Genomic DNA, 18,597 nt, shown 5'->3' with positions numbered 1-18,597 from the left:
GTTCAGGGATCCAGTGGATCCATCGGGTCGATGCGAAGTGATTCGGGCGCTGGCACGAAGGTGATCGCGTACGGTGAAATGCGTGAACCGACCTTGCCGGGAACGTAGCCCAGCTCACGGCGGTTGCGGTCACTGAACCCGCTGCTGGCGACCGAATCGATATGCGACGGACTGCTGACCACCAGTGCCGGTTGCCGCGGCGGTGCCTGCAGGGCCGCCAGCAGGCGGGCTGCATTGCGCAGGTTGGTGGTGGTGTGGCGGGCATACGGTTCGATGATGATCGCATCTGCGGGAATGCCGAAGCGCGCGATCAGCGCTTCGCGCATCTGCACCGCTTCGACGCTTCGGGTGCCGCGTGGATGCACGGCGCCACCGGAGACGATGATGAAATGTGCATCGCCCGCCGCATAGCGCTGCGCAGCGGCTTTCAGGCGCAGCTTGCTGCCAGCGCTGAGTGGGGTGGTCAGCTCGTCCGGTCCCTGGCCCAGCACGATGATCGCTGTGTACGGATGCGCATTCCAATCGAACTGCCGCGCGCGCGCGAATGGCGCGGCGTTCATTCCCGCGTTGATGGGCTCGAAGCGGATCGCATCGAGGCGGCCATTGGCATCAAGCAGGCCCACCGCCACGGCGATGCTGCGATCGAATGCGGTGTAGGCCGCGCCGGCGTCCACTTCGCTCATCTGCATGGCAATGGCAACATCGCCGGCCAGTCGCGTGCTGCCCGCCGCACCGACCGGGCCGTCGATGGCGTCGTAGCGGGGCGGCTGGCCGTGGCCGTAGACGGAGAGGATGTTGTTGAGGCCCGCAAGCTCTCTTTCGATGGCATCGGCGCGCGCCGGAACCGCGGTGGTCAGCAGGCCTGCCTGCGCCGGCGTCCAGTGTGCCGCCTCGAGTGTGCAGGCAGTGGTCCGGCAGGCCGCCAGCTGCTGCATGCGTTCGGCCAGGGCGGCGCGCGCACGATCGGGCAACGTATCGTGCTTCAGCTGCGCGAGGGTCGGAAACAAGCGCGAGGCGAGGGCGGCGCTGTCGCGGTCATCGGCGGCTGCCGCAAGCGGCAGCACAGCCGTGGCCAGCAGGGCGAGGGACAAGCTCAATCGTCGGTGCATCACCAGCTCCTGCTGACCATCAGGCGGACGTTGCGGCCGAACAGCGGCCGTCCATAGATTGCCTCGGCCGAACCCTGTCCGGCCAGGGCGTCGGTGCGGGTGTTGCCCTCGGTGAGCCCCTTTTCATTGGTCAGGTTGTCGCCCACCAGCTGTGCGCCCCAGTTGCCGCGCTTCCATGAAACGCCCAGCCCCAGGGTCTGGTAGGCAGGCAACGCGGTCTGGTTGAACAGATCGACATATGACTTGCCGACCACGTCATAGCGCAGCCAGGTCTCGAACTGGTCCTGGCCGTACTGGAAACTGAAGGTCGGCCGCAGGCTGCCGTAGAGCTTGGGTTCGCGGACGATCTGCTTGCCGTTGACCGCGGCCGGATCGGCGCCGGAATCGTTCTGCAGGCTGTCGTACTGCGGATCGCTGACCGTGATCGAGCCGGCGATGCTGAACCAGTCCAGCGGCCGGAACATGCCATCCAGCTCGATGCCCTTGGAGACGGCGGTGCCGATGAAGGGCACCGACTGGTCATTGCGGCCGGTCGTCGGATTGAAGGCGACGAAGGACGCATTGAGTGGATCGAACTTGGTGTAGAACGCGGTCAGGTAGAGATAGGACCGGCCGAACCCGGCCTTCAAGCCCAGCTCGTACTGGTCCAGCTGGGTCTGCACGATGGTGGGGTCGATCGAGCGCGCCACCGACGAATTGGGAACGATCTCCATGTGCGACACGCGGGCATAGGCGCCTACGGTGGCAGTGAAATCGTAGTTGGCACCGACCGTCCAGTTGGTGGCGGTCGGGTTCAGGCGATGGTTCTGGACGACGCCGGTGAACCGGCGCGTGGTGTTGTCGGCCAGTGTGTTGCGGTCGCCGAGGTCGACCTGGGCGGTCTGCTCGGCATAGCCCTCGTAGCGGTAGCGCTCATGGCGGATGCCGGCATCAAGCTTCAAACGGTCCGTCAGTGCCCAGGTGTCATTGGCATACACCGCGAACATGCGGGCATCGACCTTGCCGCGATTGAGGGTGGTGGTGTAACGCAGCGTGCCCTTGTCGGTGACATAGCCCAGTGGGGCGCCATCGTTACCGTAGGCCACCAGATCAAGCAGGCGTGGCTTGCCGCGCATCTCCATCAGCATGTCCTGGTACAGGCTGAAGGACGTGGTGCCGAAGAAGGCGGTGTACGCGCCGATGTTCAGATCGTGGCTGCCCCAGGCCGTTTCAAACAGCCGCGTCGCACTGAAATCGGCCTGACCGGAGTAGAAGTCCGAATCAGCAGCACGGTACTGGGCCGAGATCACTAGGCCGGAGTCGGCGTAGGGATCGTAGGCAGTGGCGCCGTTGCTGCCGGCCAGCGCGTAGCCCATCCGCGCGACACCGGCACCGAAGGCGGTACGGGCCGCGCCCAGATAGCCGTTGGCGAAGCTGCGTGCGTCGACCGGATTGGTGGTCGAGTACAGCGCGTCGAAGGTATTGCGGCCCTTGGTGTAGCCGGATTTCAGCGACAGGGTCCAGTCGGTGGCGGTGTTCTCGTATTGGAAGCCGATGTTGCCGAAGCGCATGTGGCGGCCATCGGCCAGATCGCGGTTCATGCCCTGCAGGACACCGCCGCCATCGAGGTACTTCAGGTTGACACTGCGCAGCGAGGGCGAGTTCAGGGTGCCGTCGAAGTAGTCGATGTAGGGATCCAGCGGGACGCTGGGATTGCGAGGGTCGGCGACCGGGATCGGCAGGTAGAACGTATTGTGGTCGTCAACGAAGGTTCCGCTGACCTTGAACCAGCTGGTGTCGTCGAAGTAGTGCTTGATGTTGCCCCTGATCTGCCCGCCCTTGTCATTGGGGAAGCCGTTGTCGCGGTAGCCATCGTGCTGACGCAGGAATCCACCGACCGCATAGAAGGTGTCCTTGCCCAGCGCGCCCGACTGGTACATCTCACCGCGGTACAGGCCGGTATCGCCGATGGTCAGCTGCGCCTTGCCGTGGGTGTCTTCGGAACCCTCGGCCAGGATGTTGTTGACGATGGCACCACCGCTGCTCGCATAGATCGGTGCGGGGCCACCACGTACGATCTCTACCCGCTGGTTCATCACGTCGAACCGGTTCATGCCGTCGCCGGAATTGAAGAAGTGGCCGTCCAGCTCCTGGTAGAGCGGCAGGCCCTCCTGCTGGAAGGCAATGAAGCCGCGGTCAGTGGGAATGCCACGCAGCCGGGTGATGTTCTGTACTTCACCACCGGTGGCCTCGACATGGATGCCGGGTACTGAGCCGAGCAGGTCGGCATAGCTTTTCGGTGCGAGTTTCTGCACGTCTTCGCGGCTGAGTGAATTGACCGCGAAGGACGCATCGAAGCGACGCTGGGTGCGTGCCGCACCGGTAACCACCACCGCATCCAGCGTTGCAGCGTCGGCACTGTCCTTGTTCTGGACGGGGGCGTCCTGCGCAGACGCACTGCCGTGCAGGGTGATCAGGGCCAGGGAGATGCCCAGGACCAGAGGGCTGATGTTCATCGGAGGGCGGCCATGCAGGGAAGGGGGACCGCTGCACGGTAGGTCCGGGCGATGACGGAATTGTTTACTTCGGCGGAAATAAACAATTAAGCGAGGGCGTCGGCGCCCAGCTGATGGATCGGCAGCAGCGCCGCGCCCACCGATACCGCAGATCCTCCCAGCCGCGACACATGCACCTGCGGCAGGCGCAGGCTGTCCAGCGCACTGCTCCAGCGTGCCGGTTGCTGCAGGTGTTGCCCCAACACTTCCAGTACCTGCCTTGGCAGTGAGCCGGACAGGATCACGGCGCCAGGATCGAGCCATGCCACACCGGTATTGGCCGCCACGCCCAGCTGGTTGCCCGCACGTTCTGCCCAGGCATTGATGATGCCGGCATGGGTGTGCAGGCAGGCCTCCAGTTCGAACAGTGAAGGAATGCCGGCGCCGGCGTCGCGCAACGTGGCCAGCAGGTCGATGCCCGAGGGACGCGGTGCGTCCATCCGGAACAGGCGACCGATATCGCCGGCATTGCCGAACTCACCGCGCATCACATCACGTCGATGGATCACGCCACCGCCCACGCCGTGGCCGACATACAGCAACAGCGCCGACGCGCAGTCGCGGATCAGTCCGCTGTCGTAGTATTCCGCCAGCGCCGCCAAGGTTGCATCGTTCTCCACCCAGACCGGGAAGCCGAAGTAGTCTTCGAAGAACTGGTCGTTGTCGATATCGCGCCAGCCATGCAGCCAGTCCACCGCGTGCCGGCGTGCCGGACCGGTTTCGACCACGGGCCCGGGGACCGCCACGCCGAGGCCGAGGAAACGGGCGCGCATGAGCCCGGTGCGGCTGGTGAGGCTGCGCAGGCGCTGGTCCACCGCGTGCACGAAGTCGTGTGGATCCGCGCTGTCGAATGCGGTTGCATCGTGGGCGATGACCTGGCCGGCAAAATCCACCAGCGCGATCTCCAGCCAACCGGGGTGCACCGTGGCACCGGCGGCATAGCCCCCCCGCCCGGACAGTGCCAGTGGCACCGATGGACGCCCCCGTTGGCCATCGGACAGTTGTCCCTGTTCCTCGATCACCTCCAGCATCAACAGTTCACGCGCCAGGCGGGTCAATGCACCGTTGTGCATGCCCAGCTGGTGGGCAATGGTGATGCGGGGAACAGCGCCCATCGTGCGCAACAGCCAGATGATGCGCTTGTGGTCGGCATCCAGCGCGATCAGCGGTTTGCGGCGCAGCCGCGATGCAGGAGCCAGGTTCATGGGTGCAGGCCCTCGGTATGCGGAAGCACGACCGGCCAGGCCAATGCGGCCAGCGACAGCAGACTGCCGACGGCAACCAGCGAGACCAGTACGGCAGAGGTGCCCGGATCACCGGCCTGTATGCCGGGCAGCAGCTGGCCCAGCAGCAATGAGGAGGCGGCAATGGACAGTTTCATGGTTCCAGTGAGCAGCGCAAAACAGCTAAGGTCATCCTCGCGCCCGCTGCGGGCGGCATGGCGACGGGCGATCAGCGCGGTGCGCCGCCACAGCACCAGGCCGACACTGGCTACCGCCGCCCCATGGACAGCGGCACACGCAATCGCTACAGGCAGGGAGGGCTTGGCCTGGTAAACGCAGACGGCAGCGATGACCAGCACCGACATCAGCGCGATCAGGCCTGTCTCGCTGCACAGCGGGGGGCGCAGGCGCAGATGGAGCCAAGGCGCGACCACCATGCCCGCGACCATGGCGAAGGTCAGCGCTGCGCCCTGGTCGGCAAAGGGAAACAGACGCCCGGCCAGGCCCACCAGCGCCGTCTCTGCCGCTGCGGCCAGCAGAACCGGCAGCAGTGCCGGCAGCGGCAGGGCGCCGGCAACGGGCCTGCTGGTTGTGGCGGGCTGTGCGGGCGTGGCGACGCAGGCCAGGGGAAGCGCGGCGGCCGCGATCAGGATGCCGATGATCATGCAGATCAGCAGTGCGCTGCCACTGCCTGCAGATTCAGGTGCACCGACCACGCCGAACAGTGCTGCAGCGATGCACAGCTTGGAGATCGGTACCACTACCGCGCGAGCGGAAACGTAGCGCATGGCCTCGTTCTCGTCGCGGGGCAACAGCGAAGTCAATGCATTCTGGGCCACGTCGTAAACCGCGTAGCAGGTACGGAACAAGAGCGAGGCGGCCAGCAGCGGCAGGAAGGCGGGCTCGGTCGCGGTGCTGGGGCTGAACAGCAGGCAGGCGCTGGCCGCGGTACCGAGGCCGCCGACCAGCTGCAGGCGCAAGGCGAGGCGCTGCTGGTTGCGAAGGCGGGTGAATACGGCGGCCAGCAGCAGGTCGAGAACGCTGCTGTAGGCCAGGGAGATCGCCAGCAGCTGGCCGGTGTGGGCAGCCGACAGTCCCAGCCGCGCGTGCAGGTAGAAGCCGAGTGCCAAGTCCACGAACGACCAGACCAGAGTGCGGGCGAAGTGGCCGGCGGCATAGAGGTGCCGTGGCGAGGGCTGCGCGTTCAACGCCGTGTATGGGAAGGATTGCCGGAGATCCGGCATCGTTCTACTACCCCTGTGTGACAGCAGCCTGACATCGCGCGTGGTCGGCCATTCAGCGAGTGGCTTGCACCACAGGCCGCAGGCGCGCAGCATTCCCCCTGCTGCGCCCCACAACGCCTCACGCAGAGTCTTCTTCACCGGAACGGAGCCACGTATGAAGCTGTTGTCCGCTGTGTTGTTGTCTGCGCTTTCACTCCCCGCCGTTACGGCGCTGGCAGAGGAGGGGGCGCCGTCACCGCTGCTGGGGCGCTGGTCGCTGGATATCGCTACGTCTGCGTTGCCCGAGGCGCAGCGCCCGAAGCAGGTGGTGCTGGAGTTCAAGGACGCCGGTGCGGGGCGTTGGAGTTCACATGTGGACATCGTCCTGCACGACGGCAAGACCATGAAATCCGACGGCACGCTGGCGCTGGACGGCACGCCGGGGCCCTTGTCCGGCACCTATGGCGCAGACAAGGCCAACCTGAAACTGCCAGCGCCGAACACCCTGGTGATGCAGCTGGTGGACCACGGCACGCCGGCCTCCACCCGTATCTATACCGTCGCGGCCGACCGCTCGACGATGACCGAGACCAAGGCGTTCTACGGCCACGACGGTACGCCGATCCTGCAGACCAATCTGTTCAAGCGAATGCCCTAGCGTTGTCGCCGGCACCACGCCCGCAGAACGGGCGTGGTGAATGCAGCAGCCTTACACCGCAGCCGGGTCGCGCTTGCCGGTGTCGATGCCGTACTTGTCGATGGCGTCCTGCATCCGCGCGCGCTCGATGCGGCCTTCGTCGGCCAGCGACTTCAGGGCGGCCAGCACGATGAAGTGGCGATCCACTTCGAAGAACGTGCGCAGCGACTCACGCGTGTCGGAGCGGCCGAAGCCATCGGTGCCGAGCGCGGTGAAGCGGCGGTCGTTGATGAAGGGACGGATCTGGTCGCCGACGATCTTCATGTAGTCGGTGGCCACCACCACCGGGCCTTCATGGCCCTGCAGGCACTGCTGCAGGTAGGGCACGCGGGGCTCCTCGGCCGGATGCAGCAGGTTCCAGCGCTCGGCGGCCAGGCCATCGCGGCGCAGTTCGGTCAGGCTGGTCGCGCTCCACACATCGCTGGCGATGCCGAAGTCCTGCTGCAGCAGTTCTGCCGCGGCTTCCACTTCGCGCAGGATCGAACCGCTGCCCATCAGCTGCACGCGTGGCTGCGAGTCGCTGTCGGCGGCCGCCGGGTGCAGCAGGTACAGGCCCTTCAGGATGCCGGCCTCGGCGCCCTCGGGCAGCGCTGGCTGCGGATAGTTCTCGTTGAGTACGGTGATGTAGTAGTAGATGTCTTCCTGCTCGACGTACATGCGGCGCAGGCCGTCGTGGATGATCACCGCCAGCTCGTAGTTGTAGGTCGGGTCGTAGGATACGCAGCTCGGGATGACCGACGACAGCACGTGGCTGTGGCCGTCGTCATGCTGCAGGCCTTCGCCCATCAGCGTGGTGCGGCCGGAGGTGGCACCCAGCAGGAAGCCGCGGGTGCGCGCATCGGCGGCGGCCCAGGCCAGGTCACCGACGCGCTGCAGGCCGAACATCGAGTAGAAGATGTAGAACGGGATCGTCGCCAGGCCGTGGTTGCTGTAGGCGGTGCCGGCGGCGATCCACGAGCAGATCGCGCCGGATTCGTTGATGCCTTCCTGCAGGATCTGGCCGTCCTTGGCTTCCTTGTAGTAGCTCAGCTGGCCGGCATCCTGCGGGGTATACAGCTGGCCCAGGTAGGAGTGGATGCCGATCTGGCGGAACAGGCCTTCCATGCCGAAGGTGCGCGATTCATCGGGCACGATCGGTATGACCAGCTTGCCTAGCTCCGGGTCCTTCAGCAGGCTGGTGAGGATGCGCACGAAGCCCATGGTGGTGGATTGGCCGCGATCGCCGCTGCCCTGCAGCTGGGTGTTGAAGATCGACAGCGGCGGAAGCGGCAGTGGATCGACCTTGGCCAGGCGCGCGGGCAGTTGCCCGCCCTGGATGCGGCGGCGCTCGGCGAAGTAGGCCGCCTCGGCGCTGCCCGGTTCCGGGCGCAGATAGGGCATCTCTTCCAGCTGTTCGTCGCTGACCGGCAGGTTGAAGCGGTCACGGAAGGCGCGCACCGCGTCGGCGCTCATCTTCTTCAGCTGGTGGTTGATGTTCTGGCCTTCACCGGCTTCACCCATGCCGAAACCCTTGACCGTCTTGGCCAGGATCACGGTGGGCCGGCCGCTGGTGTTCACTGCCTGCTGGTAGGCAGCGAACACCTTCTGCGGATCATGGCCACCACGCGCCAGCGCCCAGATGTCGTCGTCGCTCATGTGCGCGACCAGTTCCAGCAGTTCGGGGTAACGGCCGAAGAAGTGCTCGCGCACGTAGGCACCGTTCTGCGACTTGAAGGTCTGGTAGTCGCCGTCCACGCATTCCATCATGCGCTGGCGCAGCAGGCCGCTGTGGTCGCGGGCCAGCAGGTCGTCCCAGCCGCTGCCCCAGATCAGCTTGATCACGTTCCAGCCAGCGGCGCGGAAGGTGCCTTCCAGTTCCTGGATGACCTTGGCATTGCCACGCACCGGACCGTCCAGGCGCTGTAGGTTGCAGTTCACCACGAACACGATGTTGTCCAGCCGCTCGCGGCCGGCCAGCGAGATCGCCGCCAGCGATTCGGGCTGGTCCATCTCGCCGTCGCCGAGGAAGGCCCAGACTTTGCGGCCCTGGTGTTCTTTCAGGCCGCGGTACTCGAGGTAACGCATGTAGCGTGCCTGGTAGGCGGCGGTCAGCGGGCCCAGCCCCATCGATACGGTGGGGAACTGCCAGAACTCCGGCATCAATCGCGGGTGTGGATACGAGGACAGGCCTTCGCGCCCGGCTTCACGGCGGAAGTTGTCCATGCGCGCCGGATCGATGCGGCCTTCCACGTACGCGCGGCCATAGATGCCCGGCGCGGAGTGGCCCTGGATGTAGATCATGTCGCCGTCGAAGGTGTCGGTACGGCCACGGAAGAAATGATCGAAGCCCACGTCGTACAGTACTGCCGCCGACTGGTAGGTGGCGATGTGGCCACCGACGTTGGAATGCTTGCCGGCACGCAGCACCATCACCATCGCGTTCCAGCGGATCATCGCGTTCAGGCGGCGCTCGATGGCCAGATCACCCGGGTAGGCCGGCTGGCGCTCGGGCGGGATGGTATTGACGTAGGCGGTCCAGGCACGGGTATGCAGGTCGCCGTGCTGCTGTGCATCCAGCTCGCTGAGCTGGTCGATCAGGTAGTGCGCGCGCGGCCGGCCACCGGCCTGCATCACCGCTTCCAGTGATTCACGCCACTCGCGGGTTTCCAGCGGATCGGTGTCGAAGGGAATGAGCGCTTGGTTCATGACTGTCTCCAGAGGGCGCCGGTCGGACTTCTGCCTGGGCGACAACACCGGCAGGGCGCACAGCACTGGAGCGGGGTCGCAACGGCGGGGCCGTGACGCGAAGGGCGACCGTGGCGGCCGCCGAGAAGACAAGCGTAGGCCTGGCCCCCCGGCTTCGATAGGCGGGCAGGGCTTGGGTCTCTGGCAAGCAAGGGTTGGCACGGCGCGCCGTATCATGGCCGGGCGCGCCGGGTGCGGCCGCTGATCAGGCCGGGGACAGGCCCGGGAAGAACATCGGGATGACCGCCACACCAACGCCCAGCAGGCACCAGGCCACGATCGGCAGCCAGCCTGAGAGCTGCTGGCAGCGTTCCGGCAAGCGGCGCCCTCCGATCCACAGCAGCAGGGTGAGCAGGCCCAGCGCGTAGGCGAGGGCGATGACCACCGGATGCACGTGGACGACACGGCTGGGCGGCCACATCTGCTGCTGGTAGGCGGTGGTGTGTGCGACCAGCAGCAGGAACAGCAGGCTGCTGAGGGTGTTGATGGCGGTGCGGGCGTTCATTGCGGGGCACTCATTGTGCCGGCTGCCGGAAACTGCAGAGGCGGCATTCTAGCGGCTGCCTGCCGGCAGTTGAAACGCCACTGTCATCGATGGCCGTCACCCTGCGGGGCTTTCCAGCCTTGGGTGGTTGGCCGGCCGTGAACAGCGTGAGGATCTGGGAGAAGAGCTATGCGCTGCGGCGGCGGCTGCTGCGCGGCTTCTTCCTGCGCCGGGGTTCTGCCAGCGAAGATGCCGAGGATCTGGCGCAGGAGGTTTACCTGCGGCTGCTGCGCAGCACCGGTGAGCATGCCGACGCGGTCGAGAACCCGGAAGCCTACCTGTTCACCGTGGCCGCCAATCTTGCACGGGAGCACGCGCGCGCGCGTTCGTCGCTGCCGCCGCTGGAGGACGTCGACCTCCTGGCCGAAGTGCTGAAGAGCGAAGAAGACATCGAAGGCGAATTCGAGCGCGCGCAGCGCTGGAACAATATCCGCACCACCATCGCACGGCTGCCGGCGACCACGCGGCGGGTGATGGAGCTGCATTACCGCGACGGGCTGGACTGCCCGGCAATCAGCCAGCAGCTGCAGGTCTCGGTGTACATGGTGCGCAAGCATATCGGCAAGGGGCTGGACGCCTGCAGGAAGGCGCTGGGCGCCAGGGAGCTCACATGAAACGGAATCCATCGGGTGCGGCCGACGACGCGATCGCCAGCGAGGCCATGGACTGGTTCCAGCGCAATCGCGAGGGCGTGCTGGGCGAAGCCGAGCGGGTTGCGTTGCTGGACTGGATGAAGCGCTCGCCGGAGCATGTGCGCGCCTATATGCACGCGCTCGCACTGCACCGGCAGGTTGGTGAGGCGCTGCAATCGGCATTGGCTGAAGAGGCCTCGGTGCCGCCACAGCAGGCCGCTGCCAAGGTCGTGCCGCTGTTCGGACACGCACAGGCCCCGCTGCGCAGTGCGCCGCACAGCCGTCGCACGCGTTGGTGGGTGGCGGCTGCCGCAGCCTGTATCGCCCTGCTCGGCGTGGGCCTGGTACCGCAGCTGATGCCTACCGAGCAGCTTTACAGCGCCGGACATGGAGAAATTCGCGACCTGGTGCTGCCCGACCAGACCCAGGTGCGGCTCAACGCGGACAGCCGCCTGCGGGTGCGCATGGGCGGGTTCAGCCGCAGGGTGGAGCTGCTGCAGGGCGAGGCCACGTTCGACATCGCCCTGGACCGACGGCCGTTCGAGGTGCAGGTGAACGGATTGAAGATCCGCGATATCGGCACGGTGTTCGACGTGTCGCGACGGCTGCAGGGCACCCGCATCGGTGTGGTTTCCGGCGAGGTGGAAGTGTGGAGCCACGGTGCGGATGCGCGGCGTCTTGCACAACTGGGTAAAGGCCAGGTGGTGCAGGTCGACGCGCGCAGCCATGCGGTCGAGTCGTTGGATGTGCCGTTGTCGATGCTGCTGGACTGGCAGCAACGCAAGGTCTCTTTCCTGGACGAGCGGCTGGATGAGGTGGCCGCCGCCTTCAACCGCCACAACCAGGTGCAGGTGCGGGTGCTGGATGAAGGTGCGGCGTCGGCGCGGTTGTCCGGCAGCCTGGACGCGCATCGCATCGGTGCGCTGCAGGCCTTCCTCGAGCGCGACCCGCGCTTCGTGGTGCGGCGAGAAGGCGACACCGTGCGGGTTGGCAGTCGCTGAGGTCGACATGGCCGTGCGTTGTCAGAAAAAATTCATCAAATCCGCGTTCTCCACTTCGGTGGATGCGGGCTCTTACTTGGGAGAAGCCGCTGCCGAGTCACGCAGCGGCACCTGCTGCCTTCTCTCTTCCAAGGACCCGTGATGCGCAACACGCTCTACCTGTCGATCATCCTCGCCCTGTCTCCCTGCAGCGTGCCGCTGGCGGCTGCGGCCACTGCCGATGGCCTCGAGGCCCGCGTTTCGGCGCCGATCGCGGCGCAGCCGCTGGCGCGCGCGCTGGAGCAGTTGTCGCGCAGTTCCGGCGTGCAGTTCCTGTATTCGGGCAGTGGTGAAGTGCACATGGCCGGGGCGGTGCCGCGCGGTGCCACCGTCAAGCAGGCGCTGGACGCGCTGCTGGCAGGGACCGGCCTGGGCTACACCGTGGTGGATGGCAACGTCATCGCCATTGATCCTGCGCCGGCACACAACGATCCGAAGCCGGCCGCGCCGAAGCCGCGCGAGGCCGAAGCGGTGGTGGCGCCGACCCTGGGCACGGTGAAGGTGATTGCTGCGCATGAGGTGATCGACCAGAAGAAGACCTCGCCGGTGATCAAGGATTCGGTGGTCTACGACGAGATGGACAGCTACGGCGACGAGACACTGGCCGAGAGCCTGATGGCCGCGCCGGGCCTGAGTGCCGTGGAGGATGCCGGTGAGCCCCGTTACGTGACGGTGCGTGGCGTGCAGGCCAACCTCAACTACACCACCATCGACGGCATCGCGATTGCCAGCGTGGGTGGCAGTGGCTCGGGTGAGCGCATGAACAACCTGCAGCTGATTCCCAGCGACATCGGCACCCGCACCGACATCTACAAGAGCTTCAGCGCAGAGCAGGCGCCGGATGCGATCGGCGGCGTGATCGACATCATCAGCCGCAGTGCCTTCGACCGGTCCGGCAGGTACGTGTTCGCCGATGTGGCTGGTATCTACTCCACGGCCGAGACCAATGTCGAGCGCAGTGCCGGTGGCAACCACGAGACCCTGGGGCATTTCGGCAAGAGCGCCAAGATGGTGTTCTCCAACCAGTTCGGTGCCGACCAGGAATTCGGCCTTGTTGCGGTAGCGCGCTACGAGCAGCGTTCGCGCAACAGCGTCAAGCGCTGGGTGGAGTCGAACTACTACTACAACGACGCCGGCAAGTACCTCACCGACGGCACCACCGGGCCGGACGAGGCCAAGGGCTGGAACGGACTGCGTGCGCCGGGCAACTTCAGCACCGGCACCTACACCAACTTCATCACCAACTTCGGTGGCTCGGCCAAGCTGGAATGGAAGCCATCGGACGATCCTTTCTACGCATCGTTGCTGCTGTACTCGTACCGGTTCTACGAGAACTCGACGATGAACAAGACCGATCTGTACGGCAACGCCAAGTTTCCGATCCGCAACCAGACCGAAGACAGTGGCACCACCCAGATCAACAGCATCTACATCAAGAACCGCCACGACCGCTGGGACCGCAGCAACCGTGGCGCCATCGCCAGCTTCAACTGGGATATCGGTGATCGCTCGCGGCTGACCCTGCGTGGCGGCCATACCGAAGAGACCTTCCACAACAATCAGGTCTACTGGGGTGTGCGCGCCTACCCAAGCAATCTGTTCGTCGACTACGAGAACGACAGCCACGGCTTCCCGAACGCAGTGGCGGTTTCCGATTCCAGCCTGCTGACCAGCTCGGCGTTCAAGCTCAACCCGGCACAGGCCTATGTCTCGCCGCGCGACGCCAAGGAGAGCATCGACAACCTGCGTGCCGACTTCAGCTACAACATCGACGCCGATGCGCGTGGCTTCGGCCTGGCCGCCGGCGCCGAGTACCGCCATCTGAAGATCTGGCAGGACATCGACTTCGACTACTTCAAGAGCAGTGCCACGCTCAACGATTACCTGTATCCGGGTTCGACGCTGCTGGGCAGCGTGCCGGGCTTCCCGCTGATCGACAACCGCAAGTGGAACGAGGAACTGCTGCCGAAACTGGGCAACAACAATGCGGCGTATCCAAATGCCAACTTCACCAGCGACTACAAGTACGTGGAGGACATCACCAATGCCTACGTGTCCGCACACTACGCCTGGGACCGACTGCTGCTGATCGGCGGCCTGCGCTACGACCACACCCGCTTCGATGCCTACAGCCCATTCAGCGATGATGGCGGCACTACGTATACCTCTGCCTTCCGCAATACGAGCGGTGGCTACAACAACCTGCTGCCTTCATTGAATGCGACGTTCAAGTTGAGCGAGGACCAGCGCCTGCGCTTCTCCGCCAGCCGAACGCTGGGCCGGCCGACACCCAGCAACATCGCCCAGGCCACCAGCACCAGCTGTGGTGATGACGAGGAGGGCAGGGGCTTCTGCACCATCAAGCAGGGCAACGCCAACCTGCAGCCGCGCCGTTCCACCAACATCGACCTGGCGTGGGACCTGTACTTCAACGGCAACAACGGCCTGGTCTCGGTGGCACTGTTCGACAAGGTGATCAAGGACGACATCTACACCCTGACCACCTTCGAGAATGTGGGTGATACCCGCTACCGGGTCACCCAGCCGATGAACACCGACGAGTCCAGGCTGCGCGGTGTCGAGTTCGCGGTGGCCAACCGCAACCTGCAGTGGGGCCGCCAGCGCTTCGACATGTACTTCAACGCAACGCGGCTGGAAGGCCAGACCAACTACCGCATCAGTGATGGCACCGAACGCCGCCTGGACCGCCTGCTGTACCAGCCGGACTGGTCGCTCAATGGGTCGGTGATCTGGCGCATGCCGTGGAAGAGCGCACAGCTGCGCCTGTCCGGTACCTACCGCAGCCGGATGCTGGTCGACTTCGGCGATACCCAGTGGCTGGATTCGTACTACGACCCGTACATGACCTTCAACATGGGCTTCAGCCACAAGGTCAGCAGGCACGTGACGCTGAAGTACGAGGCCAAGAACCTGTTCAACACGCAGCCGACCTACAGCACCGGCCCGAACGGGCGCTTCCGTACCGAGATCGACGACTACGGCCGCTTCTTCTATTTCCACATCATCTACAACTGAGGGCGCAGCCGTGGATACGATCAATCGCAGGCGATTCCTGGCCCTGGCCGGCCTGTCTGCTGCCGGCGCGTGGATGGGCACGGCGCACGCGCTGGCCGCACAGACCGATGCCGCCGCGCTGAACCCGCGCAACCTGCTGGCGTCGCCGCGGTTCGCCAGCACGCCGTTCACCCTGGGCGTGGCCTCGGGTGATCCTTCGGCCGATGGCATGGTGCTGTGGACACGGCTGGCGACCGAGCCGCTGGTGTTCGGCGGTGGCATGCCGACCCGGCCGATGGTGGTCGAATGGCAGCTGGCGGCGGACGAGGGCATGCGCAGGGTGGTACGCCAGGGTTCGGCGATGGCGCATCCCGAACTCGGCCACGCTGTGCACGTGGAGCTGGGTGGGTTGGCGCCCGCACGGCCTTACTGGTACCGCTTCACCGTAGGCGGCCACGCCAGTGCGGTCGGTTGCACCCGCACGCTGCCCGCAGCCACGGCCGCAGTGGATCGCGTGCGTTTTGCGGTGGCCGGTTGCCAGCACTACGAAGAAGGCCACTACACCGCGTGGCGGCGCATTGCCGAGGAATCGCTGGATTTCGTTTTCCACTACGGTGATTACATCTACGAAGGCGAAAGCCAGCCGGGCCTGCGGAGAATGAACGGCCAGCCGTTCACCAACCTGCGCAATCATGTCGGGCCGCAGACCTACACGCTGGACGACTACCGTCGCCGCTATGCCCAGTACAAGAGCGATGCCGACCTGCAGGCCGCGCATGCGTCGGCGCCGTGGTTCGTCACCTTCGATGACCACGAAGTGGACAACAACTGGGCCGGCGCCGAAGACCAGGACGATACGCCCAGCGAAGTGTTCCTGCTGCGCCGCGCACAGGCGTTCCAGGCCTACTACGAGAACATGCCACTGCGCCGATCGGTATTCCCGCGCGATGGCCACATGCAGATGTACCGGCGTGCACGCTACGGCACGCTGATGGACCTGCACCTGCTCGACACCCGCCAGTACCGCAGCAAGCAGGTGAACATGGCGCTGCGTGAGGAGGTGGAATCGCCGGAGCGCAGCATTGTGGGGGCGAAGCAGGAGCGCTGGCTGTTCGACGGCCTGGCCGATGCCGCGCCGCGCTGGCACACCATCGCCCACCAGGTGGCACTGGGCAACTACATGCGCGAGAAGGACGGCGTGGTGCAGTCGTCCGACGACCAGTGGTCGGGTTATCTGGACAGCCGCCGGCGCCTGCTCAACCACATCCAGAAGGTGGGCTTCGACAACGTGGTGACGGCGTGTGGCGACGCGCACCGGCATTACGCCAGCGACCTGGTGCAGGACCATCGTGATTCGGGCGTGATCTCCAGTGAGTTCCTCGCCACTTCGATCACGTCCGGCTCCGACGGCCAGGGCGTGGATGCGTACGCAAGGAATCAGCTCGCGCACAGCCCTTATCTGAAGGCGACCACCGACAAGCGTGGCTATGTGCTGTGCGATGTCACCCGTGATGCATGGATCGGCGACATGAAGACGCTGGATACCGTGATGCAGCCGAATGGCGCGCTGCAGAGCTGGAAGCGCTACGCGGTCGAGCACGGTCGGCCGGGGCTGCAGGAGGCCTGATCAGGCACGCCCCCTTGTAGAGTCGAGCCATGCTCGACTGCTTTTCGATCGTTCTTCGATCATTGACCGGAAAAAGCAGTCGAGCATGGCTCGACTCTACAAGGGCGGAGCGGCTCAATCGTGCTCGAAGCGCAGTGGTTCGCTGCCCATCGCCGGGTCACTGGTGCCAGGACGCCCATCCTCGGCACGGCCCGCCAGGCGCAGCACACTCTCACCGGCGTTGACCTGCAGGTCATACCAGCCGGCGGTAGGCGTTGCATCCCACGCCAACGAAGTCTCTGCATGCGCCGGCAGTGCCAGCGTCTGCTCGGGCATGTGCCCGGCATAGGCACCGGCATGCACGCGCAGCTGCTGTGCGGTATCGCTGAGATTGCGCAGGTGCAGCCGCAGCTGGCCGTCGGCGCGCTCGACCGACGCCTGCACAACGGGTCCTTTGGCAGCGCCCAGGAAGTGACGGTGGAAGCCGTTCGGGCCCAGCAGCCAAAGGTCGTAGCGACCGTGCACATCCAGCGGCCAGCGCTCCCGCAGTGGCGTGCCCGGTATCAGTGTATAGCGGCGTGGCACCGCACCCAGCCGCAGCCGATCGTAGACATGCAGGACCGCTGCCGCACCTTCGCAGGACAACACCAGTTCCACGCCCGATGTGTTGATCGCGGCAATCGATGCCTGCGGCCGATAGGGCAGGGCACGCGCCGGACGTACGCCACGTTCCTGTTGCGCCGGTTCCAGCCCCTCCGGCAACGCTGGCACGGTGCGTCCTGGCAGGGCGGCGGCACGTGCGGCCGCCGCGCTCACGTCGGGCAGGCCGCGTATGAACGGACGGGTATCGCGCTGGGCGAAGTCGAAGGCGTTGCTCAGGTCTCCGCAGACCGCACGGCGCCAGGGTGAGATATCCGGTGCGGCCACGCCGAAGCGGCGTTCGATCAGCCGTATGACCGAGGTGTGGTCGTACACCTGCGAATCGACCCAGCCACCGCGGCTCCATGGCGAAATCACGTACAGCGGCACGCGCGGGCCGAGACCATACGGGCGTCCGCGCAGCTCGGCGGCGTCGTACTTCTCGTCGCCCGGTGCCGGATGGCGGTGGTACTCGCCTTCGGTACTGACCGAAGACGTACCCGCCCAGCCACCGTTTATCGGTGAAGGCGGTGCCGGTGGCGGCATGTGGTCGAAGAAGCCGTCGTTCTCGTCGAACATCAGCAGCAGGGCGGTGCGGCTCCACACCTCCGGATCGGCGGTCAGTGCATCCAGCACGCGTGCGGTATAGGCCGCGCCCTGGGCCGGGCTGGAGGGGCCGGGATGCTCGCTGCCGGCCGCGTCGGCGATGATGAAGCTGACCTGCGGCAGACGCCCATCGACCACGTCCTGGCGCAGCTGCGCCAGGCCACGGGTGCTGACCCCGCGTGCTCGCAGCTGCGGGTCATGCCCCGGCGCAGCGCGGTAGGCCTGGCGGAACGCCTCGAAGCCGGCCAGCGGGTTGTCGGTGAAGTTGTCGGCCATGTCCTGGTAGATCTGCCAGGAGACGCCCGCCTTCTGCAGGCGTTCGACATAGCTGGTCCAGCGATACGACGCCGGATGCCCGCCGTGCTCGGGGAAGTTGTCGTGCGAGTTGGCGATCACCGGGCCGCCAGCACGCGCGTGTGCATCATTGTGACCGGTCCACAGGAACACCCGGTTCGGGTTGGTTCCGGCCTGCATCGCGCAGTGGTAGGCGTCGCAGATGGTGAAGGCATCGGCCAGTGCGAACTGGAAGGGCAGGTCGCTGCGCTGGAAGTAGCCCATCGAGTGGTTCTGCTTGGCCTTCGGCCATTGCCCCATGCGGCCGTGGTCCCAGGCGCGCTGTGCGTCCGGCCAGGTGTGTGGTGTGCCCTCCACCCGCATGTAGCCGAAGTGCGCGGCGGTATCCAGCGGGAACGGTGCGATCGCGCGCGTGCCGCTGGCATCGGGTTGCAGCCACAGGCTGCGCGTGCGGCCGCCGGTCTGCAGTGCCGGCGCGGGAGCCACGAAGCGATCGCCGAACCCCCGTACGCCCGGCAGCGTACCGAAGTAGTGGTCGAACGAGCGGTTCTCCTGCATGAACACCACGATGTGCTGCAGGTCTTCGAGGCTGCGCGTCTGCGCGGCGGGGGCGATCGCTGCGGCCCGGGCGATGCTGGGCAGCAGCGGGGAAAGGCCGGCGGCAACGCCGGCCTGCAACAACCGGCGTCGGCCGATATCAGTCACGGGCTC

At 65.9% G+C, this 18,597-nt stretch carries 12 protein-coding genes; 5 read left to right on the top strand and 7 right to left on the bottom strand.

What is annotated here, in order from left to right; all coding sequences use genetic code 11:
- Positions 1–2 precede the first annotated feature (2 nt).
- From AC5O77_RS12460 to AC5O77_RS12445, 4 genes are all read right to left on the bottom strand, one after another.
- Complete coding sequence (locus AC5O77_RS12460) at positions 3–1,109, bottom strand: YdcF family protein (RefSeq protein WP_478057067.1); 1,107 nt, start codon at positions 1,107–1,109, stop codon at positions 3–5.
- On the bottom strand, positions 1,109–3,604 hold the full coding sequence (locus AC5O77_RS12455) for a TonB-dependent receptor (protein WP_478057066.1): 2,496 nt from the start codon (positions 3,602–3,604) through the stop codon (positions 1,109–1,111). The genes AC5O77_RS12460 and AC5O77_RS12455 overlap by 1 nt, the downstream gene beginning before the upstream one ends.
- 86 nt (positions 3,605–3,690) lie before the next feature.
- Positions 3,691–4,848, bottom strand: coding sequence for an ROK family protein (locus AC5O77_RS12450; RefSeq protein ID WP_121503749.1), 1,158 nt, complete (start codon positions 4,846–4,848; stop codon positions 3,691–3,693).
- Positions 4,845–6,074, bottom strand: a complete 1,230-nt coding sequence (locus AC5O77_RS12445; RefSeq protein ID WP_478057065.1) for an MFS transporter — start codon at positions 6,072–6,074, stop codon at positions 4,845–4,847. The genes AC5O77_RS12450 and AC5O77_RS12445 overlap by 4 nt, the downstream gene beginning before the upstream one ends.
- 190 nt (positions 6,075–6,264) lie before the next feature.
- Between AC5O77_RS12445 and AC5O77_RS12440 the strand changes: the two genes are divergently transcribed.
- On the top strand, positions 6,265–6,747 hold the full coding sequence (locus AC5O77_RS12440) for a LuxR family transcriptional regulator (RefSeq protein ID WP_478057064.1): 483 nt from the start codon (positions 6,265–6,267) through the stop codon (positions 6,745–6,747).
- Between the two features lie 51 nt (positions 6,748–6,798).
- Here the strand turns inward: AC5O77_RS12440 and aceE are convergent, their stop codons facing one another.
- Together aceE and AC5O77_RS12430 are read right to left on the bottom strand one after the other, a co-directional pair.
- Positions 6,799–9,471: a pyruvate dehydrogenase (acetyl-transferring), homodimeric type gene (gene aceE / locus AC5O77_RS12435; RefSeq protein ID WP_478057063.1), complete on the bottom strand. Its 2,673-nt coding sequence runs from the start codon at positions 9,469–9,471 to the stop codon at positions 6,799–6,801.
- A gap of 244 nt (positions 9,472–9,715) precedes the next feature.
- Positions 9,716–10,015, bottom strand: coding sequence for a hypothetical protein (locus AC5O77_RS12430; protein ID WP_049400445.1), 300 nt, complete (start codon positions 10,013–10,015; stop codon positions 9,716–9,718).
- A gap of 137 nt (positions 10,016–10,152) precedes the next feature.
- Here AC5O77_RS12430 and AC5O77_RS12425 point away from each other — a divergent pair, with 137 nt between their 5' ends.
- From AC5O77_RS12425 to AC5O77_RS12410, 4 genes are all read left to right on the top strand, one after another.
- The gene (locus AC5O77_RS12425) at positions 10,153–10,668 is read left to right on the top strand and encodes an RNA polymerase sigma factor (protein WP_478057062.1); all 516 of its coding nucleotides are present in this window, start codon (positions 10,153–10,155) and stop codon (positions 10,666–10,668) included.
- Positions 10,665–11,687, top strand: a complete 1,023-nt coding sequence (locus tag AC5O77_RS12420) for a FecR family protein (RefSeq protein WP_478057061.1) — start codon at positions 10,665–10,667, stop codon at positions 11,685–11,687. Before AC5O77_RS12425 ends, AC5O77_RS12420 begins: the two co-directional genes overlap by 4 nt.
- Before the next feature lie 141 nt (positions 11,688–11,828).
- Positions 11,829–14,762 carry a TonB-dependent receptor gene (locus tag AC5O77_RS12415; RefSeq protein WP_478057060.1) on the top strand — a complete coding sequence of 978 codons (2,934 nt, stop codon included), beginning with the start codon at positions 11,829–11,831 and terminating at the stop codon, positions 14,760–14,762.
- Between the two features lie 10 nt (positions 14,763–14,772).
- Entirely contained in the window at positions 14,773–16,368 is a 1,596-nt protein-coding gene (locus AC5O77_RS12410; RefSeq protein ID WP_478057059.1) for an alkaline phosphatase D family protein, read from the top strand.
- A 114-nt stretch (positions 16,369–16,482) separates the two neighbouring features.
- Here the strand turns inward: AC5O77_RS12410 and AC5O77_RS12405 are convergent, their stop codons facing one another.
- Positions 16,483–18,591 carry a phosphocholine-specific phospholipase C gene (locus AC5O77_RS12405; RefSeq protein WP_478057058.1) on the bottom strand — a complete coding sequence of 703 codons (2,109 nt, stop codon included), beginning with the start codon at positions 18,589–18,591 and terminating at the stop codon, positions 16,483–16,485.
- Between the last annotated feature and the right edge of the window lie 6 nt (positions 18,592–18,597).

This window comes from Stenotrophomonas sp. INTA L402-1 (assembly GCF_059295135.1).
Note: the sequence above shows the minus strand (reverse complement) of the source record. Positions and strands in the feature narration are given on the sequence as shown.